This is a genomic window from Phyllobacterium sp. (assembly GCF_037994405.1).
Classification (GTDB): domain Bacteria; phylum Pseudomonadota; class Alphaproteobacteria; order Rhizobiales; family Rhizobiaceae; genus Phyllobacterium.
The window spans coordinates 1-19,346 of the sequence record NZ_JBBNAN010000145.1; the positions used below are offsets into that span (position 1 = coordinate 1).

The window sequence follows — 19,346 nt, forward strand, 5'->3', positions numbered from 1 at the left end:
CGAATCCACCTGTCACCGCGTTCTGGTAGGCGCGGAGAAGCTTGCTCATATCCTCTGGATCGAGCCGGGCCGAGAGTGCCGTCGAGCCGACCAGGTCGACGAACACGACCGTAAGCTGCCGCCGCTCGGCCCCGGCTCGTGCCGGTTCCGCAGACAGCAGGGCCGCCGGCTGCGGCTCAGCTGGCAAGCCTTCGCCGCGCAAGGCCGCGATTGCCGCCAGCAGCTTGCGGCGGTGGCCGATCGAGGTGACGCCGAGGCCGATCAGGTCTTCCGCCGTCAGCTCGGGCAGAATGTCGGCGCCTATATCGTTGTCGCGGAACGCTTGCTCGTAATGCGAGAGCTGCAAGCGGCGCAGCCAAGTCCCGATATCCACATTCATCCTCCACCAATCGCCGGGAGCGAGGTCCCAACGGGCAAGAGCGCTTCGCCTGGCCCGAATGGCAAGCGGCCAGGATCACAGCTCTGAAACCGGCACTCCGGCGGGCAGGTCACTGCCTGTCATCAACGGCAACCTTACGCTGGTCGGACATTCTGGTTCATGCGGAACAGGTTGGTCGGATCATAGCGGCGCTTAACCTCCGCCAATCGGCGATAGTTTGCGCCATAGGCCGTCGCCACCCGGTCGGTCTCATCGGCGGGCATGAAGTTGACGTAGGCAGTGCCCGCGGCGTGCGGCGCGGCAGCATTGAAGAGTTTCCTGGCCCAGTCTATGCAGGCCTGATCCATCGATGGCTCGCGCCACCGGGCATGCACATTCATGACGAAATGCGCGTTGCGCTGCGGAAAGGCGGTCGCCTCGAGCGCGACGCGGCCTGCGACGCCGCCGACATGGCCGATGAAGATCTCGCATTCGGGCCCGGGGAGTTCCCGGATAGCCTCGATCAGGACGCTGATGGCGCCGTCGGACAGCTCGGTGAAGTCGTGGGTCTTCCAGTAATTGCGCGCGCCGGGCGTGAGCAGTGGATCAAACGTGGCCTGCCAACTCGTGAATGCGCGAGGCGCTACGACATCGACGATCGGACTGCCGAGCGAGCGCAACTCGGCCGTGGCATGTTCGCCCGCCTTGATGTCACCGCTGTAGCACATCGCCAGGACGAGAATTTCACGGCCGTGCCATGGGCTCGGTAGGAAAGGTAGCGGTGGCGCCCGGCGCATCACCACCCAACATGTCAGTTCATCCGGCGCCGTTTCAACGATACGGCGATATTCATTGAGGAGCTTGGCGGCATTATCGAAGGGATGAATGACCAGTCCGGCCAGCACCTGCGGCCCGAGCGCGTGAAGCTGGAACTCAAACGCCGTCACGACACCGAAATTGCCCCCACCACCGCGCAGTGCCCAAAATAGGTCCTGGTTCTCCGCGGCACTCGCCCGCACCAGATTGCCATCAGCCGTCACCACATCGCCTGCGAGAAGATTGTCGACGGTCAGGCCGAATTTGCGGGTGGTCCAGCCGAAACCGCCACCAAGCGTCATTCCGGCCACGCCGGTGGTCGAGTTGATGCCGGTCGGAACAGCGAGCCCAAATGCTTGCGTCTCTTTGTCCAGCTCGGCCAATGTTACGCCGGGTTCGACCCAGGCACGCTGCGATGCCGGATCGACCCGCACCGACTTCATCTGCGAGAGATCGATCAGCAGGCCGTCGTCGCAGACCGCGTTACCGGCAATATTGTGTCCGCCGCCGCGCATCGCGACCAGCAATCCATGGGTACGAGCAAATCGAACGGCGCTGATCACGTCCGCCGCTCCGGCGCACCGCACGATGAGGCCCGGATGCCGATCGACCATCGCGTTCCAGATGGTTCTTGCTTCGTCGTAACCGGATGTGCCCCGGTCGAGCACCTTGCCGCGCAACCCGCTCGCTAACGCGTCGACCGCGGCGGCATCGACGATCTTCATACCGGACTCCAAAGTCTTGAGATTGAGGCTGTCCATGGTGGCTTCCATTGCCGATTGTTCTGCTGCAGACGGTTTTGGGAGTGCCGTCCGATCCTCTCGTTCAGCGCCCACTCGGCCAAGAGAGCCGCAGGGGCGGCTGCCCCCGCCCGGGGAATTCCACCCACGGCAGCTGCGAGCCGTCCTTGATGCGATAGCTCGTGGCGGCATCGGCGCCGCCGTGGTGAGGGTGAGGACGTTGGTGCCAACCATGGCGTCGCGTCGAGCCAAAGACATCAGGCCCCGGTCTTTCCCCGGTGTTGCCAAGCCACGCGCCCCTCTTCAGTGATGGGCACTAAAAGCTCAGCACGAAGGCGTCTCCGCTGTCGCGCTGCCGAAAGCAACATTCTGCTCTATTGGTATCGCAGCGCAACCCCTCGGGCCGTTGATTGTGACGCTGGGGCCGCATAAATGGTACGCCGCCGTAACAGCCCTGTCACGCAAATTCGTGTGACGTGATCGGACCCAGGCCAAGTCGTCAGGTCCAGTCGACCGCGACCAGCGCGTGCCGACCACCGTCTCTGCTCAAAAATCGCTAAATGGCCGCGGCGGCACGCGCAAGACCATGATCGTGGCTGTGGCGCGCCGTCTGCTCATCGCGCTTTGGCGCATGGCCACCATGGGCGAAATCCCGCAAGACGTTGCATTGCGTGCCGCTGCATAGCAAAGGAAAAGAGGATCAAGCCATCGGGCCTGATGGCCTGTGCCAGGCTCCCAACGATCCGAGGCGGTGGCGTACCGGTGCTGCACATGGACTTTGCACTAGCAAAACGGCACGCTCCAATTACCTTGCAAAACAGCGAGATATTTGGACTAAACAGAAGCGCGAATAAAGAACCTGCGCAAATGAGGGTGGGGAATGACACGCAAGAAAATTGTGCTGAACGACGTTGCAAAACTGGCCGGCGTCGGAATTGCAACGGTCGACCGGCTCCTCAACGAACGTGGCAACGTCAAACCCGAGACGGCGCTGAGGATCATTCGGGCTGTCCGCCAACTCGGCCTGCAGCGAATACTCCCGCATCCTATCACAAAGGCCTGCGCTTCGAGGTCATCTTGCCAAGACCGGAATTACCGCTGATCAAACGCATGAATGAGGATTTTATGCAGCTCGCTCCGAGCCTCGACCGTTCCATTACCCAGCGCAGTATTCTCAAGGATGATAAGCCCGCACAGCTGGCTAGCCGTATCCGTGCAACAAAATGCAACGCGGTCATCATCTATGCACAGGAAGATGCCATGATCAGCGAAGCCATTGAAAGCGCCGCCGCGGCCGGTATTCCAGTTGTTACCATCATCTCGGATCTGCCAACTTCTTCCCGTCTCGCCTACGCGGGCATTGACCACTATTCAGCGGGTCGCACAGCCGGCTACTTCATGGCAAGGATGGCCAGGCGGTCGGGGCCTGTTCTCGTTCTCTGCTATCATCTTGGCGTTCAGGGTCATGCTAAACGGGTCAGCGGTATTACCGACGCAATGAAAGCCGATGATTCAGGTTGGCTGTGGCTGAACTGCGGGAGGGGTATGACGATTCTGAAATTTCGGAACGGTTTCTGGTGGACGCTCTGAAGCGCCATCCAGACGTCGTTGGTATCTACAATGCCGGCGCTGCCAACGATGCGGTCGAGCTGGCGCTTCGGAAAAGTTCACTCAAACACAGGCCAATTTTCATCGGACACGAATTGACGCCACAAACGGCCAAGATGCTGAGCCAAGGTACGATGACCCTTACCATAGACCAGAACCCGCAACAGCAGGCGCGCTTTGCTGTTGATGTGCTGCTACACCATTTCGGTTAAGCGGAGCATTCGCTTCTGAAGGCCCCTTACAGCTCGACAATTGACTTTACAATTTACGGGCAAGAGAACATTTCGCAGAAAGTGCGCTCCAAAACAGATAACGCCCTACGCGCAGACAGCCTCAACCTCGATTTCCACTTCGTAGTCCCCGACCAGATTGCCCGCTTGAAGCAAGGTATTTACCGGAAGTATCCCGGAAAACACCCGCCCATGCGCACGGGACACTGGCTCCCATTTGTCGACATCCCGCAGGTAAACACGTGTTCGAACGACGTCATCAATCGAACCGCCCAATGCTGCAATCGACGCAGCAATCTTGTCGAGGATATAAGTTGCCTGCGCACCGGCGTTCCCCGGCGCGACACAACGGTCAGAGGCATGTGTTGCCGTTGTCCCGGAAACAAGGATCCTGTCGCCCACGCGCAGGGCGCGGCTGTAGCCTGCGAGCGGCTCCCAGATAGTGCCGGTTGACACGCGCATTCGGCCGGGCTTGCCAGGAACAGGTTCCGCCTTGAATACCGACGGGACTGCATCGAGGTGATGACTGAGATCACCTGAGGCAGTCAGAAACGGCGGCTTTCTATACTCATCGCCGCAATCGCCGGGTATTGGCAGTGTCGCGGTAAAGGCAGCGTCGAGCGCAGCTTTGTCCTCATCATCAAGCGAGAACCGGAAAACATTCAGATTGTCGTCCCGATGTTCGGTTTCACTGAGGCGAGCGCCAATAATGACCGCAGCAACAGCCTCGTGCTCAAGAACCCAGCGGCTCGCGATGTTGGACACCGAGACCTGATGTTTGTCTGCGATGGACGCAACGGCGGTCAGAATGCCCTGATAAGCCCCCCATCCGCCGGCAGCGTCGATAAACCGCTTGTATTTGGAACGGCTCCAGTCAGCAATTAAAGCCGGTTCGGGCTGATCCAGCCATTTTTCCGAAAGAAAGCCGCCGCACAAAGTTCCGTAGGCCAGAAGCTTAACGCCGGTTTTGGTGCAAAGTTCAGAGAGGGCACCCGCTGCCCGGCGATCGATAAGCGAAAAGGAAACCTGATTAGTGGCAATCTTGATTCCGTCAGCCAAGGCCACTGCCAGATGTGCTGCATCAAAATTGGTAAGACCCAGAGCCTCGATCTTGCCTTCCTCGCGCATCCGCTCCATTTCGTGCAAGGCATCGAGCCATGCAGGATGTTCGAAGGTCCACCAATGGAATTGCAACAGATCGATCTTCTCGACATCGAGCCGTGACAGTCGCTCCTCGACGCCTTTTCGCACCACCTGGCGCGTCATCGGACCGGGTTTGGGGCACCATTTGGTGAAGGCCACAGGCCTTTGTTCGCCCCCGTCATACCGTGACAGCAGGCGGCCGGTAATCAATTCGGCACTGCCATAATGATCGGCCATGTCAAAGGTATCGAAACCCGCCTCCGCATAGGCGCGCAGTGCATCTGCCCCCTTGCCAGGATCCATCAGCGTGCCATTTTTCTCGATATCCGCAATCTGCCAGAGTCCGCAGACCAGACGACTGATTTCAAGCGTTCCCGTCAGGGCGATACGATGTGGAATGGTGGTCATGCTCAATCCTTCGATAGGGAGCGGGACGCCAACTCTGCGTCGTCGCTTTTTACTATTTTCCTGATGTGCCGCGACACGTTGCGCACTTCACCGAGAATGCCTCTGGGGCGAAGCAGCAGAATAAGGCAAAGGCCGACGCCGATCATGACGATCTGCAGCGAGGCTGCCCGCGCCTGTTGCTCTGGTGGAAAGAAGGTCGAAACAGCGGCTGCCGAAGAAGCCCAGATGCCCCAGACAAGCACGGCACCTAGTATGGCACCGCGATTGTTGCCAGATCCGCCCACAATCAACATGGCCCAGACCTGAAACGTCAGGATTGGCATATAGTTGTCGGGAGCAATGAAGCCAATGAAATGCGCCTGCGCCGCACCTGCAAGCCCCATGATTGCGCCACCGATGGTAAAGGCCTGCAAACGGAATCGCGTCGGATTCTTGCCCAGCGCCTGTGCCGCTGCCTCATCCTCACGAATGGCTCGAAGCACTCGCCCCCAAGGGCTGCGGACAAGGTGTTCAAGCGCCAGGTAGAGAACGGCTATCACAGCGATGAGAAGTCCCGCATTGGAAAGTCCAAATGCAAGCGGATTGCTAGCCAGTTCGGCAAAGGGTCTCGGAATGAACCCGATACCGAAAGCACCACCCGTCAGCGTTTCGAGATTGAGGACGCAGAGCTGGACTGCGACGGCGACGCCGAACGTCGCGATTGCGAGGTAGTCTGCGCGCAGCCGGATCGTCAGAGCACCGATCAGGTAGGCTACAATACCGGCCACCAATGCTCCTCCACACCATCCGGCAGCAATGGGCAAACCAAATCCGCCAATGCGTCCGGCGGTTTCGGGCGTGGTTAGCAAAGCGGAAGCATAAGCGCCAATTGCGACAAAACCGGCAATGCCGACATTGAAAAGTCCGGTTTGCCCCCACTGCACATTCAGCCCAAGACACATAATGGCATAGGTTAGGGCCATGGTGAGAAAGAAGGCACCGTAGGCAACGAGATCAAGGATCATGCTTGCCTCCCGAACAGGCCGCGCGGACGTATCAACAGCACAGCGACAAGGATCACGAAGGAAATTGCCGCACGCCACTCTGCGCCGATAAGCTGCACAGCGGCCGCTTCGGACAGGCCAACGATGAGACCGGCCAGCATTGCGCCCGGCACACTGCCGATACCGCCAAGGATGGCAGCGGCAAACAGTGGCAACAAAAGGTCGTGACCAAGATAGGGCCTGATCTGAACCAGAAGGCCCGCCATCACACCGGCGATGCATGCCAGACCGGCACCGACGATCCAGACAGCCCGAATGACCATGCGGACATCGATACCGACAACTCCAGCAAGAGCGGGATTTTCGCTAACCGCCCGCATGGAGCGTCCGATACCGGTCCGCGTCAACAAGAGATGGATGGCAAGGACAACGACTGCCGTCAAAGCCAGTGCCAGCATCTGGTCCGGAGTCACCCGCAGGCCGCCGCCAATATTTACCGCTATCTGCAGCGCTTTGGTGTAGTAGGCCGGCTTTGACGTAAAGATGAATTCGAGCATGCTTCGCAATGCCAGAGACGCACCGAAGCTCGCCATCACCATAATAATGACGGCACCCCGTTGTGCCCTCAATCTGCCGAACAGAATTGCATCGAGCAGAAGTGCAAGCATACCCGTCAGTAAAATAGCCAGAATTCCGGCAAGCGGCAGTGACCAACCAAAGGAAAAGGGACCCACCGGCGTCTTCAATGCGCTAAACAGAAAGCTGAGCGCTCCACTCAGTGCCAGAGCAATGTACGCCCCCCAGGACAGGAACTCGCCATGGGCAAAATTGGCAAAGCGCAAAATGGAATAGGTCAGCGTGATGCCGATTGCTCCAAGGCCAATCATCGATCCGGCGATGAGTCCATCAACCAGGAACTGGAAGGTCACGATACACCTGCCTTTCTGGTCGCGGACGCTCCAAGATAGAGTTTTGCCACGATCGGATCGTCAGCGAGTGTCGCGGCGGACCCTTCATGCCGGAGCTTGCCCTCGACGAGGATGATCGCGCGGTCCGCAATAGCGAGCGCCGCGCGGACGTTTTGCTCGACGAGGATGATCGTTACGCCACTCTTGTTGATGTCTTGAAGCATGCTGAAGACTTCTGCGACGATCTTCGGCGACAGGCCTGCAGATGGTTCATCCAAGATAAGGATAGACGGATGCACAATCAGCGCCCGTGCCACCGCGAGCATTTGCCGCTGGCCACCTGAAAGCTGCCCGGCGAGACGGGATGGCCGAGTTGCCAGATCGGGAAACCGCTCAAACAACGTTGCGATACGTCGTTCACGCTCGCTCTTCGGTGCCATCGCTGCAGCCAGAAGAAGATTCTCATGTATTGACATCGTCGCAAAGATATTTTCGGTCTGGGGAACGAAGGCGAGACCGCGCCCGATCTTGCCATGAGCTGGTACGGCAGTGATGTCCTGGCCATCCAGATGCACGGTCCCGGAGTGGATCGGAACGAGACCCGCGATTGCCTTAACGAAAGTGGACTTCCCGGCCCCGTTCGGGCCCAGCAAGACGACAAGTTCGCCCTTCAAAACCGACAGGTCGACACCGCGGACGATCGGCATGTCTGGCTCATATCCGGCAATGAGGGATCGCGTTTGTAGCGCCGGGACGAGGTTCGTGCCTCCCGCCAAAGTCATGCAGCACCTCCGAGGTAAGCTTCGATCACCGCAGGATTGGCCGCGACCTCGTCAGGCGTTCCCTCGGCAAGATGCCTGCCTGAGGCCATTGCCATAACCCGGCTGCAGAGCCGGGATACCATATCCATGTTATGCTCGATCAGCAGAATCGATTTCCCTTGCGCGTTGAGTTCCAGCACACGCTCCATGATCGTTTCCAGAAGTGCAGGGTTTACGCCCGCGGCGGGTTCATCCAGCAGGATCGCCGTCGGGTCAGCCATCAGAATCCGGGCAAGTTCCAGAAGTTTCCGCTGCCCGCCTGAAAGTACCCGCGCAGGCTCGTTCTCAAGTCCCGACAGCGTAACAAAGGAAAGTAGTGACCGTGCCTTGTCGATCGCCGCCCTTTCCTGCCGCGCAATACGCCCAGGATTGAAAAAATTCGCGAAAAGGCGCTCGCCATCCTGTTCTTGAGCACCAGTCAAAACATTTTCAAGCACCGTCATTTCGGCGAATGGTCGGGGAATCTGGAATGTACGTCCCACGCCTCGAGCAATCCTCAACTCTGGTCGGTCTTGCGAAACCTCCCGACCGGATATCCATATCTCCCCTGATGACGGTCTAAGGCTTCCCGCAATCAGATTGAAAAGTGTGGTCTTTCCAGCGCCATTTGGGCCGATCAAGCCGATCATTTCACCCTGCTGCAGCACAAGCGAGATACCTGCCACCGCCGTCATTCCACCAAAGCGCTTGACCAGTCGGCGCGCGTCAATGACGGGCTTGCCGTCTATCGAAGCCGTTTCATGTTTTTCATCGGCGAAACTCTGCATGAAAATCTTCTTGAACAAATATTTGATACGTGATGTTTGATCAAACTTTACGTGGCGCGAAAAAGCAAGTAGAAATTGTGCACGGGCAGAGTTTGCCTCGACGAAACGAAAGCGAGTGAAATGTTTGCCTACCGTGATCGCAAGAGGGCACTGAAGTGGATCGCCGCGTGAACTTGGATGAAGGGTTGTCCCCTGTCCGACGTGAAACACTCCACGATCGGGTTTACGCCCAATTGCGCCGATCTCTGATAAACGGCATGTTTGACGCCGGTGATTTCCTCCGAATTGTCGACCTTGCAGAAAAGCTCCAGACAAGCACGATGCCGGTTCGGGAGGCATTGCGCCGTCTCATCTCGGAACAGGCTCTTGAGGCGCTGCCAAACCGCACGGTCCGCGTTCCCTTGATCACGCGGGAACGTCTTGACGACCTGGCACATGCCAGAACAATGATCGAGGGCCAGATGGTAGCCCTGGCCATGCCTCACCTGACGGCGAAGGATTTTCGTATCCTTCGTCAGATCAACAGTGACTGCGACAGGGCGTTCGAAGACCACGGTCCCGATGTCGGCTATCAAACGTCCGAGCTCAATCAGCAGTTTCATTTTCACATCTATCACGCTGCTCGCTCGCAGGTTCTCATTCCCATCGTCGAAAGCCTCTGGTTGCAATCGGGGCCCTATATCCGCACGGCCGCCCACATTCACGACAAGCGGGGCGGGCATGCGGCTACCAACCATCATTGGGCTCTGATCGACGCGCTGGAACGAAGAGAGCAAGAGGCTGCTGTCCTGGCACTTTCCAACGATATCAGTCGCTCATTTGACCTTATTCGCGGCACACTCGATGCCAACGTGGCGCAGACAGGAGAGGATGCCCGATATGGCTAACAAAAAATCCCTCGACGATGTGTTCGAGCTTTACGATCTTAAAGTGGAAGTGGTTGTACCGGATGGCGGTGCCATTTATTGCGGGGCAAAGCCCGGGGACCATTTCGAGTTGCGCGGTGAGATGCTTCACCTTCCGCCCGGTCAGGGCTTTTCCATTTATTCGCTTTCATCTGTCCTGCCGCTGCTCGCCGCTAAACAGCGGCGGACCCACCGCAATGACTGGATGACAACTGATGCTGAGATAGCCTGCCCGGATCCCAACTGTTCCAGCAGGCTCCGGATCACCCGGCTCGGCCTGCGCCGATTCAGCCACGCTGAAACAACAGCTGTTCCCTTAGAAAACGAGTAGGCAATATCCATGCAGCGCATAGAACTTGCCGAAAACTACGAAATATCGCGGGTGATCCGCGGCGGCTGGCAACTAGCCGGGGGCCACGGCGCGATCAGTGCGGATGAGGCAGTCGCCGACATGGTTGCCTTTGCGGATGCGGGTATCACCACCTTCGACTGCGCCGATATCTATACTGGCGTCGAGGAGCTTATCGGCCGGTTCCGTTTGCGTTATTGCGATCTTCACGGACAGGATGCGCTGGACCGGATCCGCATCCATACGAAATTCGTCCCAGATCTGGAGGTGCTGCCGCGTATCAACAAGGCATATGTCGAAGGCGCGATCGACATATCGCTGAAGCGGCTGAAGCTCGATTGTCTCGACCTTGTGCAGTTTCATTGGTGGGACTATGCCGCACCAAAATGGCTCGAAACAGCTCAATGGCTGCTGGAACTGCAAAACGCGGGCAAGATTTCACGTGTCGGCGGCACCAATTTCGATACGGACCACGTTTCGGCCATCATCCAGTCCGGCGTGCACCTTACGTCGATACAGCTGCAATATTCACTGCTCGATCGGCGACCGGAAAAGCAGATGGTCACCCTTGCAGCCGATCACGGTTTCTCGTTTCTCTGCTACGGCACTGTTGCGGGAGGTTTTCTCGGCGATCGTTGGCTCGGCGAGCCCGAACCGGGCCACCCGCTCGAAAACCGCTCGCTAACCAAGTATAAGTTGATCATCGATGATTTCGGTGGCTGGGACTTGTTCCAGCACCTGCTCGCCACCTTGCGCAAAGTCGCAGATCGTCACCAGACGGACATCGCAACGGTCGCCAGCGCGGCCATGCTGACAAAACCCGGCGTGGCAGCAGTCATCGTCGGAGCGCGCAACCGGGACCATCTGAAAGCCAACCTGGCCATTTCGGATCTGAAACTGACAGAGCAAGATCAAGCCGACATCGACGCGGTTCTTGCGCAGGCGCATGATATTGACGGCGATGTGTACACGTTGGAGCGTGATCGCGAAGGCCGCCATGGAATGATCATGAAATACAATCTCAACAAAGGGGAATAAAAATGCGGAAAACGCTGCTTCTGACAACATTGCTGGCCGGCATTACCATATCGGCTGCGCCTTCCTATGCAGCCGACTGTGACATTACGGTTGGTCTGGTCATGGAACTTACGGGACCTGCGGGCGAATATGGCCAAGCCGGAGCGAAGGCCGTCGAGATGGCCTTCAAGGATTTCAATGACGCCGGCGGCGCAAACGGATGCAAGATCATTGCCGACACGCGCGACAGCCAGAGCCAGGGAACCGTGGCCGTCGATCAGGCGACACAACTGGTCAATATCAAGAAAGTGCAGGTGATCATCGGTGGCATTATCTCCTCCGTTTCGATCCCGATCCTGACATCGGTCACCGCGCCTGCCGGTATCGTTCAAGTCTCGCCTGCCTCCTCGTCGCCGACGCTGACGGAGCTCGGCAAGCAGGGCAAGACAAATGGCGTGTTCTTCCGCACGATCACATCCGATGCCCTCCAGGGAACGGCGGCTGCCAAATACGCATTGGATCAGGGCCTGAAGAAGATGGCGATCATTCACGTCAACAATGATTTTGGCGTCAACATGGTTCGCGAATTCTCCGCTGCCTACAAGGCGCTCGGAGGAACGATTACCTCAACGACTCCGTACAATGAGAAGCAGGCGAGCTATTCGTCTGAAGCCAGCGCCGCCATGGCCGGAGAACCGGATGCGCTCTATCTGGTCAGTTACCCGGTTGACGGGGCCACCATTGCCCGTGCCTGGATATCCGGCGGCGGCAAGCAGACTTTCCTGTTGAATGATGGCATGAACTCCAAGGATTTCATCGAGAGCGTTGGCGCGCAATATCTGCAAAACGCCTACGGCACCTCCTCCGGCACCAACCCGACAGCTTCGACTGAATATTTCAACGCGAATTTCGAGACCTTCTCGGGCGGCATTGCGCCAAGTGCACCCGCTGCCGACCGCTCCTATGATGCCGGCGCGATCGTGGCTCTCGCGATAGCCGCGGCTGGCAAACCGGATGCAGCGGCAATCAAGGCGGCCATTCCGAAGATCGTAGCCGATGGCGGTGAGCCAATTTCGGCAGGCAAGGAACAGTTTGAAAAGGCCCTGAAACTGATCAAGGACGGAAAGCCGATTAAGTATCAAGGTGTGATAGGCCCCGTCAGCTTTGACCAGTATGGTGACATCACTGGACCGTTCCGGCTCTGGAGAATCAAGGGTGGAGAGGTTACGACCGTTGGTGAAATGAGCGCGGACGAAATCGGAAAAATCAAAAGCGACGCGGGAAAATAGCGCTGTTTGAGATATTTCTTGGTCGACGCCTGACCGCATTCTGGTGGCGGCATCACCGGGGGTGATGAGAGCACTTCGGGAGGACGGTCGACCGGCCGCCAAGTGCCTCATGGTCGTCGCTCACGAACTCCCGAACGAAACTCGTGCCGGCTTGGCTGAGGGATTGATCAAAGTCGTCCTGTCACACCCACCACGACTGCTGGCGGACACCTTGGTTCGCGCGATGGCGGAGGCGCTGGATACCCATAGAACATCACAGCTGTCCCAGCACATTTTGCCGTTCGAGATTTACATGGCCGCCAATATCTGACGGCATGACTAGCGATCGGCGGGATCGTTTCACCCATATTGGCGGAAAATCCATTCGCGAATGGGCTCAATCGTATAGGCTATGCGCCAGGTGTTCCTATGACCGCTGGCGCCGGCCGCCGACTGACCTTTGGGAATGACGGTGCCCTGACGGAAGGCGACGTAGTTGATGAAAGCGCCCTCTGTGTCGATCTTGTCGAACGCGCCGCGGAATTCGTCTGTTGTCCAGGTTCCGTCCCGCGGGCAACTTTTGCGCCCTGTTTTTCAAGCACCTTGGTGATCGCGTTCTGCCCCGGATAGGCTTTGTCGTCATCCTGCGAGACCAAAATCCAGAGCCTTTTCTTCGCGAGCGGCTTCACCAGCGCAGGGTCCCACTGGCCAGCGACAAGGAATGAGGCTGCGAAAAAGTCTGGATACTTGATGTTCATTGCGATCGACATCATGCAGCCGCCCGACTGGCCGGTCGCATAAAGCCGGTTCTTGTCGATGCTGTATTCATCCGCCAGCGCTTTCACTAGGTCGATTGTGGTGTCCAGCATGCTCGAGGTTTTGGAATCGTCATCGGCGATGATTTCGGCATATTGCGGGGCCAGCACGAAGCAAGGGCGTTCCTCCTGATCCTGCGGGCTCGCCCAGGCGACCGCGCCCAGCCCCTGGAATAGGGTGGTCCGCGTCACGTCGCTTGTGGCACCGGCATCATGCATAAACAGCACGAGCGGATAGGATTTGCTCGCGTGATAGTTCTTCGGGACGAACAGGTTATAGCGCAGCACCGCGCCGGTGCTTGGATCGTTGAATTCCAGTTGTCGAAAATCATCGACAATCAGGTTCTCTACACCCATCGTCGCCAGCGGCACTCGCTGGAATGACATCGCCATGCGCCGCCGGAACAGGCCCGGATTGCACGATCATGGTCACAGCCGGCCGGTAGACCGTATCGTACGTCGGAATGTCGCCGGCCTTTCCCGGCCCACCTGGGCCTTTGGGCGGCGCGTTTCCATCGCCTTGCGGCTGCAGTTTCTCGGCGAGAGTAGCATTCACGTCCTCCGGCGAAAGGACGATGATGACAAACCGCCCGAGGTCTGCCCGGCCGGCCGGATTGACGATGGTGCTTGTGAAGACGCCTGTGACGGTCCGACCCTCGACAGTGAAGCTGGCGGGAGAGAGGTCCGAGCCCTTCAATGGCCCGTTATATTCCACGGCCACGCCCGTCAACCGGATGCCATCTCCGAAGACATTCGTGATCGCCGTCGCAGCCTTCGCAAGTCCGGCACCGTTCTGCGCGAAAGCCGGAATGCCAACTGCAACCAGCGCGCCAGTTGTCGCAGTCATCATGAGGAAATCGCGACGCAACATCATATCAGTCCTCTCTTTCAGTTCGAAAGCATCCTACAGATGCGACCGCGATCCAGAAATCCGAAGGCGATACCGAACAGAATCCCTCCGGGTGCCGCGGACGCCAGTTGCAGCACCGTCCCTGTATCGAACCCGCCCCCCGCCTGAACGGTCAGCGCGGCACTGAACAGCAGCAGCGCGGTCGCATCGTTGAACAGGCTTTCACCCTTGAGCAGTGCATCCACACGACGGGCGACCGGCAAATTGGACAGGACCGCAGTGGCCGCGGCGGCATCGGGCGGCGCAACGATTGCGCCCAACGTGATCGCCGCCGCGATCGGTAGCCCGACGGTCAGCGCGCTGATCGAGACGACCACACCGGTGGTGACCACAGCCATCACGGCGTAAAAGAACAGCGGCAGCTGCATGCGTCGCGCGTCGCCTAACGGGAAATCGTAGGCCGAGTCGACCAGGACGGGCGCGATGAAAAATGCTAGTGCGGTCGGCGAATCGATCGGGATGTTGGGTGCGCCGGGAAGCATCGCCACGGCCACGCCTGCGGCGGCAAGGATGCCGTCGTAACGCAGGTGCATGCGTCGCGTCACCCGCAATAGCAAGATGGCGACCGCAAGCAACGCAACCAGTGTTTCGAAGAAAGTCATCATCACATAGTAGCAGCCTATCGCGCGCGTTGAAGCGGTAGCGAATCCCCTATAAAAATTATCCCGCGACAGGCGATGAAGCGCCTCACGGCGCAGGGGCGACGATGAATTACGAGGTTGCGATTGTCGGCGCAGGGGCTGCTGGAATTGCTGCGGCACGCGCACTGGCTGCCGCCGGCCGGTCGGTGATTGTGCTTGAAGCCAGCGACCGCGTAGGCGGCCGCGCTTGGACCATCGAACTGGGCGGAATCCCGCTGGATATGGGTTGTGGCTGGCTGCATTCGGCACAGCGCAATCCCCTCATAGCCGTGGGCCGCGCGAGTGGGTTTACGATCGCGCGCGGACCGACGGCATGGCAAAAGCAATGGCATGATCTCGGCTTCGCATCCGAAGATCAGACGGCAGCAACGGCGGCGTGGAATGCGCTTGAAAGTCGGATGCGAAACAATCCCCCTGCGAGTGACCGGGCAGCCGACGCATTGCCGCCGAACGGCGAATGGAACGCCTATTGCCAGTCGCTGAGCGGATACATGAACGGCGCCCCACTTGATCGGCTGTCGATCACCGATTTCCTTGCTTACGACGATGCGGCGAGCGACGCCAACTGGCGGGTGTGCGAAGGCTATGGCAATCTGATCGCGGCGAGCGTGCCGGATGTGACGCTGAGGCTGTCTTGTCCTGTGCGCCGCATCGCGCTGACCAATCGCGGCGTCCGGTTGGACACGGACCGCGGCCCGATCGCCGCCCGCACGGCAGTAATCACAGCATCGACAAATGTGCTTGCTGGCGGCGCGATTGCGTTCGACGCGGATGCCGACGACCACCTCCATGCAGCGAGCCAGTTGCCGCTTGGCCTCGCTGACAAGCTATTCTTCGAACTGCTTGGCAACCACGGGCTGGAGTCCGAAACGCACCTCCTCGGCAATCCCCATAATAGCGATACCGGCAGCTATTATATTCGGCCGCTCGGCCGACCGGTACTTGAGGGATTCTTCGGCGGGACCGGCGCCGTCTTGATTGAGCGCGCCGGATTGCTGGATGCGTTCGCCTTTGCCATGGATGAGTTGGCGGCCCTGTTGGGCGGTAATATCCGCCGCCATCTGCGGCCGCTAGCGGCCTCTTCCTGGTGTCGCACCGACTGGATACGCGGCTCGTATAGCCATGCGCTGCCGGGACACGCGGGCGCCCGCAAGATTGTAGCACGGCCGATTCGCGATCGGCTGTTCTTCGCGGGAGAGGCGACGCACAATTCGGACTTTTCCACCGCGCATGGAGCCTGGGAGAGTGGGATACGGGCCGCCGAGCAGGTGGCAGAGCGGCTAGTCTGAAATCCGGCTTGTCCCGGCAGCCGATAGTCATTTCGCCAAGTAGTCTTGGTGCCCTATACTATACTGGAGTTGTTCACCCGGCCAGCAGTGGCTTGGACGAAGGTATTAGTCCCTAACACAGGGAGACCAAGCCTCACCTGGGAACAATTTTTACTCAAATGAGTTTCGTAGATGTCGAGATACGTGGGCGAATCCACAAAGCATCTCGATCGAGGCTCAGTTCGTTCATGCGCAAAGTGGAGAACTGAGCCCCACTGGCTATGGGGCTCACTCAACCATGGCAATGGGAGACAAAGTATGGCCGACAAATCGACTTTCACACCCGACGAATGGAAACACATTCTCGGAGGCGTCATGCTCGCCGGAATGGCCGTGACCATGGCCGACCAGAGCGGGTTATGGGGCATGCTGAAAGAAAGCATGGCAAGTACCGGCGCCATGCTGGATACGCGCAATGAACCGGATACGAATGATCTTGTTCAAGCTGTCGTAGCCGACTTTCAGACATCGGAGGGCCGGACCGCGGCGCGTGAAGAGATCAAAAGCGTGCTTGCGGGCGCCACGTCGTCAACTGATGCGCAGGCCAAGGCTGTAGATGGCTTGAAGAAGGTAGCCATCTTGCTGGACACCAAGGCATCCGGCGAGGCTCCAGCGTTCAAATCATGGCTTCAGGCGATCGGCGAGCGCACGGCGAATGCTGCGAATGAGGGCGGGTTCCTTGGATTCGGCGGTGTAGCGGTGAGCGATGCGGAAAAAGCTGCTCTGGATCAGATCGCTGAAGCTCTGAACCCATCTGTGGCCTGAAAAGCGGCCGTCAATATCTAAAAAGAGCGAGCGCCACCTTACCGATCGAATGGGTATCAGCAAACCATCCGTTTCAAGTCAGAGGGAGGCAGCAGTCTTCTGCCAGCGCAACTATGTCGGCGAACACGTCGCCCAGCCCCCGCTTCGTGTCGGTGAGCTGCCAGCCGATGCCGGGTGCGGCCGGGTCCTTGTGTGCCGCCCCTTGTCGTCATCCGCGCGAATTCCTTGCGACGCGATTCGGTCCACCCCCGTCAGCGTGTCGACCAAGTTCATACCGACACGGTCACCGCGTCCGTCGACAGCGCACCCTCGTGAATGATCAGGCCGATGCCGCCATTGGTCAACGCCTCCGCATCATCGTCCTCAGCGCTGAGCGAGACGCCGTCGACTGTGGCGGAGATGGCGTTGCCTTGCGCGCGAGCCGAAAAGGACAGCCTCTTCTCGAACTCCAGTTTCAAGCCCGTCTCGGCGAGTACCTTCGTCTCGTCGTCGCGGACGCGCACGATCTGCAGCATGCCACCGCGCGTCGCCCTCACCCCGTAGTAGCGGCGCTGGCCCTGAACGCGAAGTGCGATGCCGCCGTGATTGCCAAGATGGACGACGATATCGGACTTCACCTCGTAGTCCGTCCATTGGCGCGTACCATGCGAGATCAGGCCTTCGCCGCGGTCCTGCGAGATGCGGAAGCTCGGCGGGAAGCGCTTCGAAAAGGTGCTGACCCCGTTGACCCAGGCCATTCGCCAGAAATCGCAATCGCCCGCGGGCCGCCGCAACGTCAGCGACGGCGCGCCGTCCCATCGCAGCCAGTCGACCATCAGCGCGCCGCCGGCGCCATCTTCGGTGCCGGCGAGCGCCACGCCGACCTCGGCGATGGGCTGGCCGCCGAACTCCGGCAGGCGCCATGCGAGCACCGCCTCGGAGCCGGGCCTCAGCGTGATCGCGGTGCCGTCGACGTCGCGAAGCAAGTCGCCGTCGGCGTAGACTCGCAGACGCAGCCCGACCTCTATCGGGCAGCGGTTCCCGGCGGGTGCAACGACGCGCGCCCTCACCGTCTGGCCCGGATAGACAAGCGGCGTCGCCATCAGATCGTAGGTGCGCATGTCAAGCACCTCACGCGGCGAAAATGTCGGACTGGTCACCGCCGCGACGTGGCCCGGCCCCAGCCCCTCGAAAGCAATCGCCAGCGCGCGACTCCCCTCGAACTCGACGTTGCCTACGCTGACGGCCTCGCCCTGTCCGATGCCGTTCTGCGGGCGAAAACCCTGGCTGCTGCCGGGCAGCGAGAAGTGGAACTGCGCGCCGTCCTTCGGCGCATCGAGCCTGCGCGAGCCCGCAAGCCGAAGACCGATATTGGTGAGGAAGTAGGCGGTGCGCACAGCGTCGTTGATTGAGTTGCCGCCGTCGGCCGACGAGATCAGCAGCCGATCGGCGATCGGGCCGCGCCAGTCCGGGCCTTCGTCGAGCCCGGCGAGCCCATTCATGATGCCGAGCAGGCATCCGACATTGCCGGCATTGCAGTCGGTGTCCCAGCCCGACGTGTTGACGATCATCTGCGCCCGCTGGAAGTCGTGCGGCGCGTAGAGCACCGACATCACCATGAGAGCGTGGTTGGGAGCGACGTGGCAATTGCCCGGATATCTGTCGTAGCCATACTTCTCCTCGATACGCTTGCGAGTGTCGCGCCAGTCAGGATGCGCTTTGTGCCATCCGCGGATGTCGGCGATCAGACTGGCGATGAGGCTGTTTCCCGGGATCTGTTCGAGCCCGGTGTCGAGCAAGTGGTCGATGTCGGACGAGCCGAAGGCCTCAGCCTCCATGGCAGCCCACAACATCGCCGCGTGCACGGCCTCGCCGTCGTGGCTGACCTTACCGGCCTGCCCGGCAAGACGCGCAGCGAGCTCGGGCTGGCGCGGCGCTACCATCGCCCAGCCGTCGATGAAGATCTGCGCACCAATCTGCTCGGCGAGGGTCCGCCCATTGGTCTCGATCGAGCCAGAAGCCGGAGCGGCAATGCCGCGCTTCAAATTCAGCCAGGCGGTGTGCTCGGTGGAATTGCCGTTGCCGCCCCACCACAGGATCGAGCGCTGCTCAACGATGTAGTTGAGCCACGCCTTGCCGATCTCCTCGGCGCTGAGGTCGGGTTTGATGCCGTAGTCCTCGAGCGCACGGATGAAGGTGAAGGTGCCGGCGACGTCGTCGTCGGTGACGACCAACGGCTGGTTCAGCTGCTCGTGCACGTAGTATTCGATCGGGCCGAGTTCATCCATGATGCGCCGATAGGACCAGCCTTCGAACGGCCGGCCGAGATAGACGCCGATCAGCTTGCCGAGCACACCGGCATAGACGCGTTCGAGATAATCATTGGGAACCTGCATTGCTAACTCCTATTCTATGCGCATGTAGGAAAACTTCGGCCCATGACCGAGCCGCCGGCGATGTCCTCGATGAAACGCCGCTGCAACGCGACGAACAGGATGACTACCGGCAGCACGATGATCAGCGCTGCGGCCATGATCTCACCCCAGTCTGAAGTGTATTGGCCGCTGAGCAGGAAGAACGAGACCAC

General features: G+C 59.5%; 18 protein-coding genes and 4 pseudogenes. 11 read left to right on the forward strand and 11 right to left on the reverse strand.

What is annotated here, in order from left to right:
* Both AAAC48_RS08850 and AAAC48_RS08855 read right to left on the reverse strand, forming a co-directional pair.
* Nucleotides 1-373, reverse strand: a pseudogene (locus AAAC48_RS08850) (adenylate cyclase); the annotation flags it as partial.
* A gap of 140 nt (nt 374-513) precedes the next feature.
* On the reverse strand, nt 514-1,935 hold the full coding sequence (locus AAAC48_RS08855; RefSeq protein WP_340653828.1) for an FAD-binding oxidoreductase: 1,422 nt from the start codon (nt 1,933-1,935) through the stop codon (nt 514-516).
* A 544-nt stretch (nt 1,936-2,479) separates the two neighbouring features.
* On the opposite strand from AAAC48_RS08855, the pseudogene AAAC48_RS08860 reads away from it, so the two are divergent.
* The 4 genes and pseudogenes from AAAC48_RS08860 to AAAC48_RS08875 all read left to right on the forward strand — a co-directional run.
* A pseudogene (locus AAAC48_RS08860) lies at nt 2,480-2,599 on the forward strand (IS110 family transposase); the annotation flags it as partial.
* A 195-nt stretch (nt 2,600-2,794) separates the two neighbouring features.
* Nucleotides 2,795-3,016 (forward strand): LacI family DNA-binding transcriptional regulator, encoded by a 222-nt coding sequence (locus AAAC48_RS08865; protein WP_340653829.1) that lies wholly within the window; start codon nt 2,795-2,797, stop codon nt 3,014-3,016.
* A 23-nt stretch (nt 3,017-3,039) separates the two neighbouring features.
* Complete coding sequence (locus tag AAAC48_RS08870; protein ID WP_340653830.1) at nt 3,040-3,504, forward strand: substrate-binding domain-containing protein; 465 nt, start codon at nt 3,040-3,042, stop codon at nt 3,502-3,504.
* Nucleotides 3,492-3,734, forward strand: a complete 243-nt coding sequence (locus tag AAAC48_RS08875; protein ID WP_340653831.1) for a substrate-binding domain-containing protein — start codon at nt 3,492-3,494, stop codon at nt 3,732-3,734. Before AAAC48_RS08870 ends, AAAC48_RS08875 begins: the two co-directional genes overlap by 13 nt.
* A 105-nt stretch (nt 3,735-3,839) precedes the next feature.
* Here AAAC48_RS08875 and AAAC48_RS08880 read toward each other — a convergent pair whose 3' ends face one another.
* Genes AAAC48_RS08880 through AAAC48_RS08900 form a run of 5 tightly spaced genes read right to left on the reverse strand, consistent with a single transcriptional unit; the run spans nt 3,840 to nt 8,782 of the window.
* Nucleotides 3,840-5,303 (reverse strand): aldo/keto reductase, encoded by a 1,464-nt coding sequence (locus tag AAAC48_RS08880; RefSeq protein WP_340653832.1) that lies wholly within the window; start codon nt 5,301-5,303, stop codon nt 3,840-3,842.
* A 2-nt stretch (nt 5,304-5,305) separates the two neighbouring features.
* Nucleotides 5,306-6,307: a branched-chain amino acid ABC transporter permease gene (locus AAAC48_RS08885; RefSeq protein WP_340653833.1), complete on the reverse strand. Its 1,002-nt coding sequence runs from the start codon at nt 6,305-6,307 to the stop codon at nt 5,306-5,308.
* Nucleotides 6,304-7,215 carry a branched-chain amino acid ABC transporter permease gene (locus tag AAAC48_RS08890; RefSeq protein WP_340653834.1) on the reverse strand — a complete coding sequence of 304 codons (912 nt, stop codon included), beginning with the start codon at nt 7,213-7,215 and terminating at the stop codon, nt 6,304-6,306. The genes AAAC48_RS08885 and AAAC48_RS08890 overlap by 4 nt, the downstream gene beginning before the upstream one ends.
* The gene (locus AAAC48_RS08895; RefSeq protein WP_340653835.1) at nt 7,212-7,976 is read right to left on the reverse strand and encodes an ABC transporter ATP-binding protein; all 765 of its coding nucleotides are present in this window, start codon (nt 7,974-7,976) and stop codon (nt 7,212-7,214) included. The genes AAAC48_RS08890 and AAAC48_RS08895 overlap by 4 nt, the downstream gene beginning before the upstream one ends.
* A complete protein-coding gene (locus AAAC48_RS08900; RefSeq protein ID WP_340653836.1) occupies nt 7,973-8,782 on the reverse strand; it encodes an ABC transporter ATP-binding protein in 810 nt (269 codons plus the stop codon). Before AAAC48_RS08900 ends, AAAC48_RS08895 begins: the two co-directional genes overlap by 4 nt.
* Nucleotides 8,783-9,039: 257 nt before the next feature.
* Between AAAC48_RS08900 and AAAC48_RS08905 the strand changes: the two are divergent.
* The 5 genes and pseudogenes from AAAC48_RS08905 to AAAC48_RS08925 form a co-directional block, all read left to right on the forward strand.
* Nucleotides 9,040-9,120, forward strand: a pseudogene (locus AAAC48_RS08905) (GntR family transcriptional regulator); the annotation flags it as partial.
* Entirely contained in the window at nt 9,121-9,669 is a 549-nt protein-coding gene (locus tag AAAC48_RS08910) for a GntR family transcriptional regulator (protein WP_340653845.1), read from the forward strand.
* Nucleotides 9,662-10,018, forward strand: coding sequence for a TIGR04076 family protein (locus AAAC48_RS08915; protein ID WP_340653837.1), 357 nt, complete (start codon nt 9,662-9,664; stop codon nt 10,016-10,018). The genes AAAC48_RS08910 and AAAC48_RS08915 overlap by 8 nt, the downstream gene beginning before the upstream one ends.
* 9 nt (nt 10,019-10,027) lie before the next feature.
* Nucleotides 10,028-11,074, forward strand: a complete 1,047-nt coding sequence (locus AAAC48_RS08920) for an aldo/keto reductase (protein WP_340653838.1) — start codon at nt 10,028-10,030, stop codon at nt 11,072-11,074.
* A gap of 2 nt (nt 11,075-11,076) precedes the next feature.
* Entirely contained in the window at nt 11,077-12,342 is a 1,266-nt protein-coding gene (locus AAAC48_RS08925; RefSeq protein ID WP_340653839.1) for an ABC transporter substrate-binding protein, read from the forward strand.
* A 389-nt stretch (nt 12,343-12,731) separates the two neighbouring features.
* Here AAAC48_RS08925 and AAAC48_RS08930 read toward each other — a convergent pair whose 3' ends face one another.
* The 3 genes and pseudogenes from AAAC48_RS08930 to AAAC48_RS08940 all read right to left on the reverse strand — a co-directional run.
* Nucleotides 12,732-13,523, reverse strand: coding sequence for a prolyl oligopeptidase family serine peptidase (locus AAAC48_RS08930; RefSeq protein WP_340653840.1), 792 nt, complete (start codon nt 13,521-13,523; stop codon nt 12,732-12,734).
* Nucleotides 13,465-14,010 carry a hypothetical protein gene (locus AAAC48_RS08935; protein ID WP_340653841.1) on the reverse strand — a complete coding sequence of 182 codons (546 nt, stop codon included), beginning with the start codon at nt 14,008-14,010 and terminating at the stop codon, nt 13,465-13,467. The genes AAAC48_RS08930 and AAAC48_RS08935 overlap by 59 nt, the downstream gene beginning before the upstream one ends.
* Nucleotides 14,011-14,063: 53 nt before the next feature.
* Nucleotides 14,064-14,648: pseudogene (locus tag AAAC48_RS08940) on the reverse strand (cation:proton antiporter); the annotation flags it as partial.
* A gap of 104 nt (nt 14,649-14,752) precedes the next feature.
* Between AAAC48_RS08940 and AAAC48_RS08945 the strand changes: the two are divergent.
* Nucleotides 14,753-15,976 (forward strand): NAD(P)/FAD-dependent oxidoreductase, encoded by a 1,224-nt coding sequence (locus AAAC48_RS08945; protein ID WP_340653842.1) that lies wholly within the window; start codon nt 14,753-14,755, stop codon nt 15,974-15,976.
* Nucleotides 15,977-16,273: 297 nt separating this feature from the next.
* Nucleotides 16,274-16,780, forward strand: coding sequence for a hypothetical protein (locus AAAC48_RS08950; RefSeq protein ID WP_340653843.1), 507 nt, complete (start codon nt 16,274-16,276; stop codon nt 16,778-16,780).
* 269 nt (nt 16,781-17,049) lie between these two features.
* On the opposite strand, the gene AAAC48_RS08955 is transcribed toward AAAC48_RS08950, so the two are convergent.
* Nucleotides 17,050-19,155 (reverse strand): ADP-ribosylglycohydrolase family protein, encoded by a 2,106-nt coding sequence (locus tag AAAC48_RS08955; protein ID WP_340653844.1) that lies wholly within the window; start codon nt 19,153-19,155, stop codon nt 17,050-17,052.
* Nucleotides 19,156-19,346 lie beyond the last annotated feature (191 nt).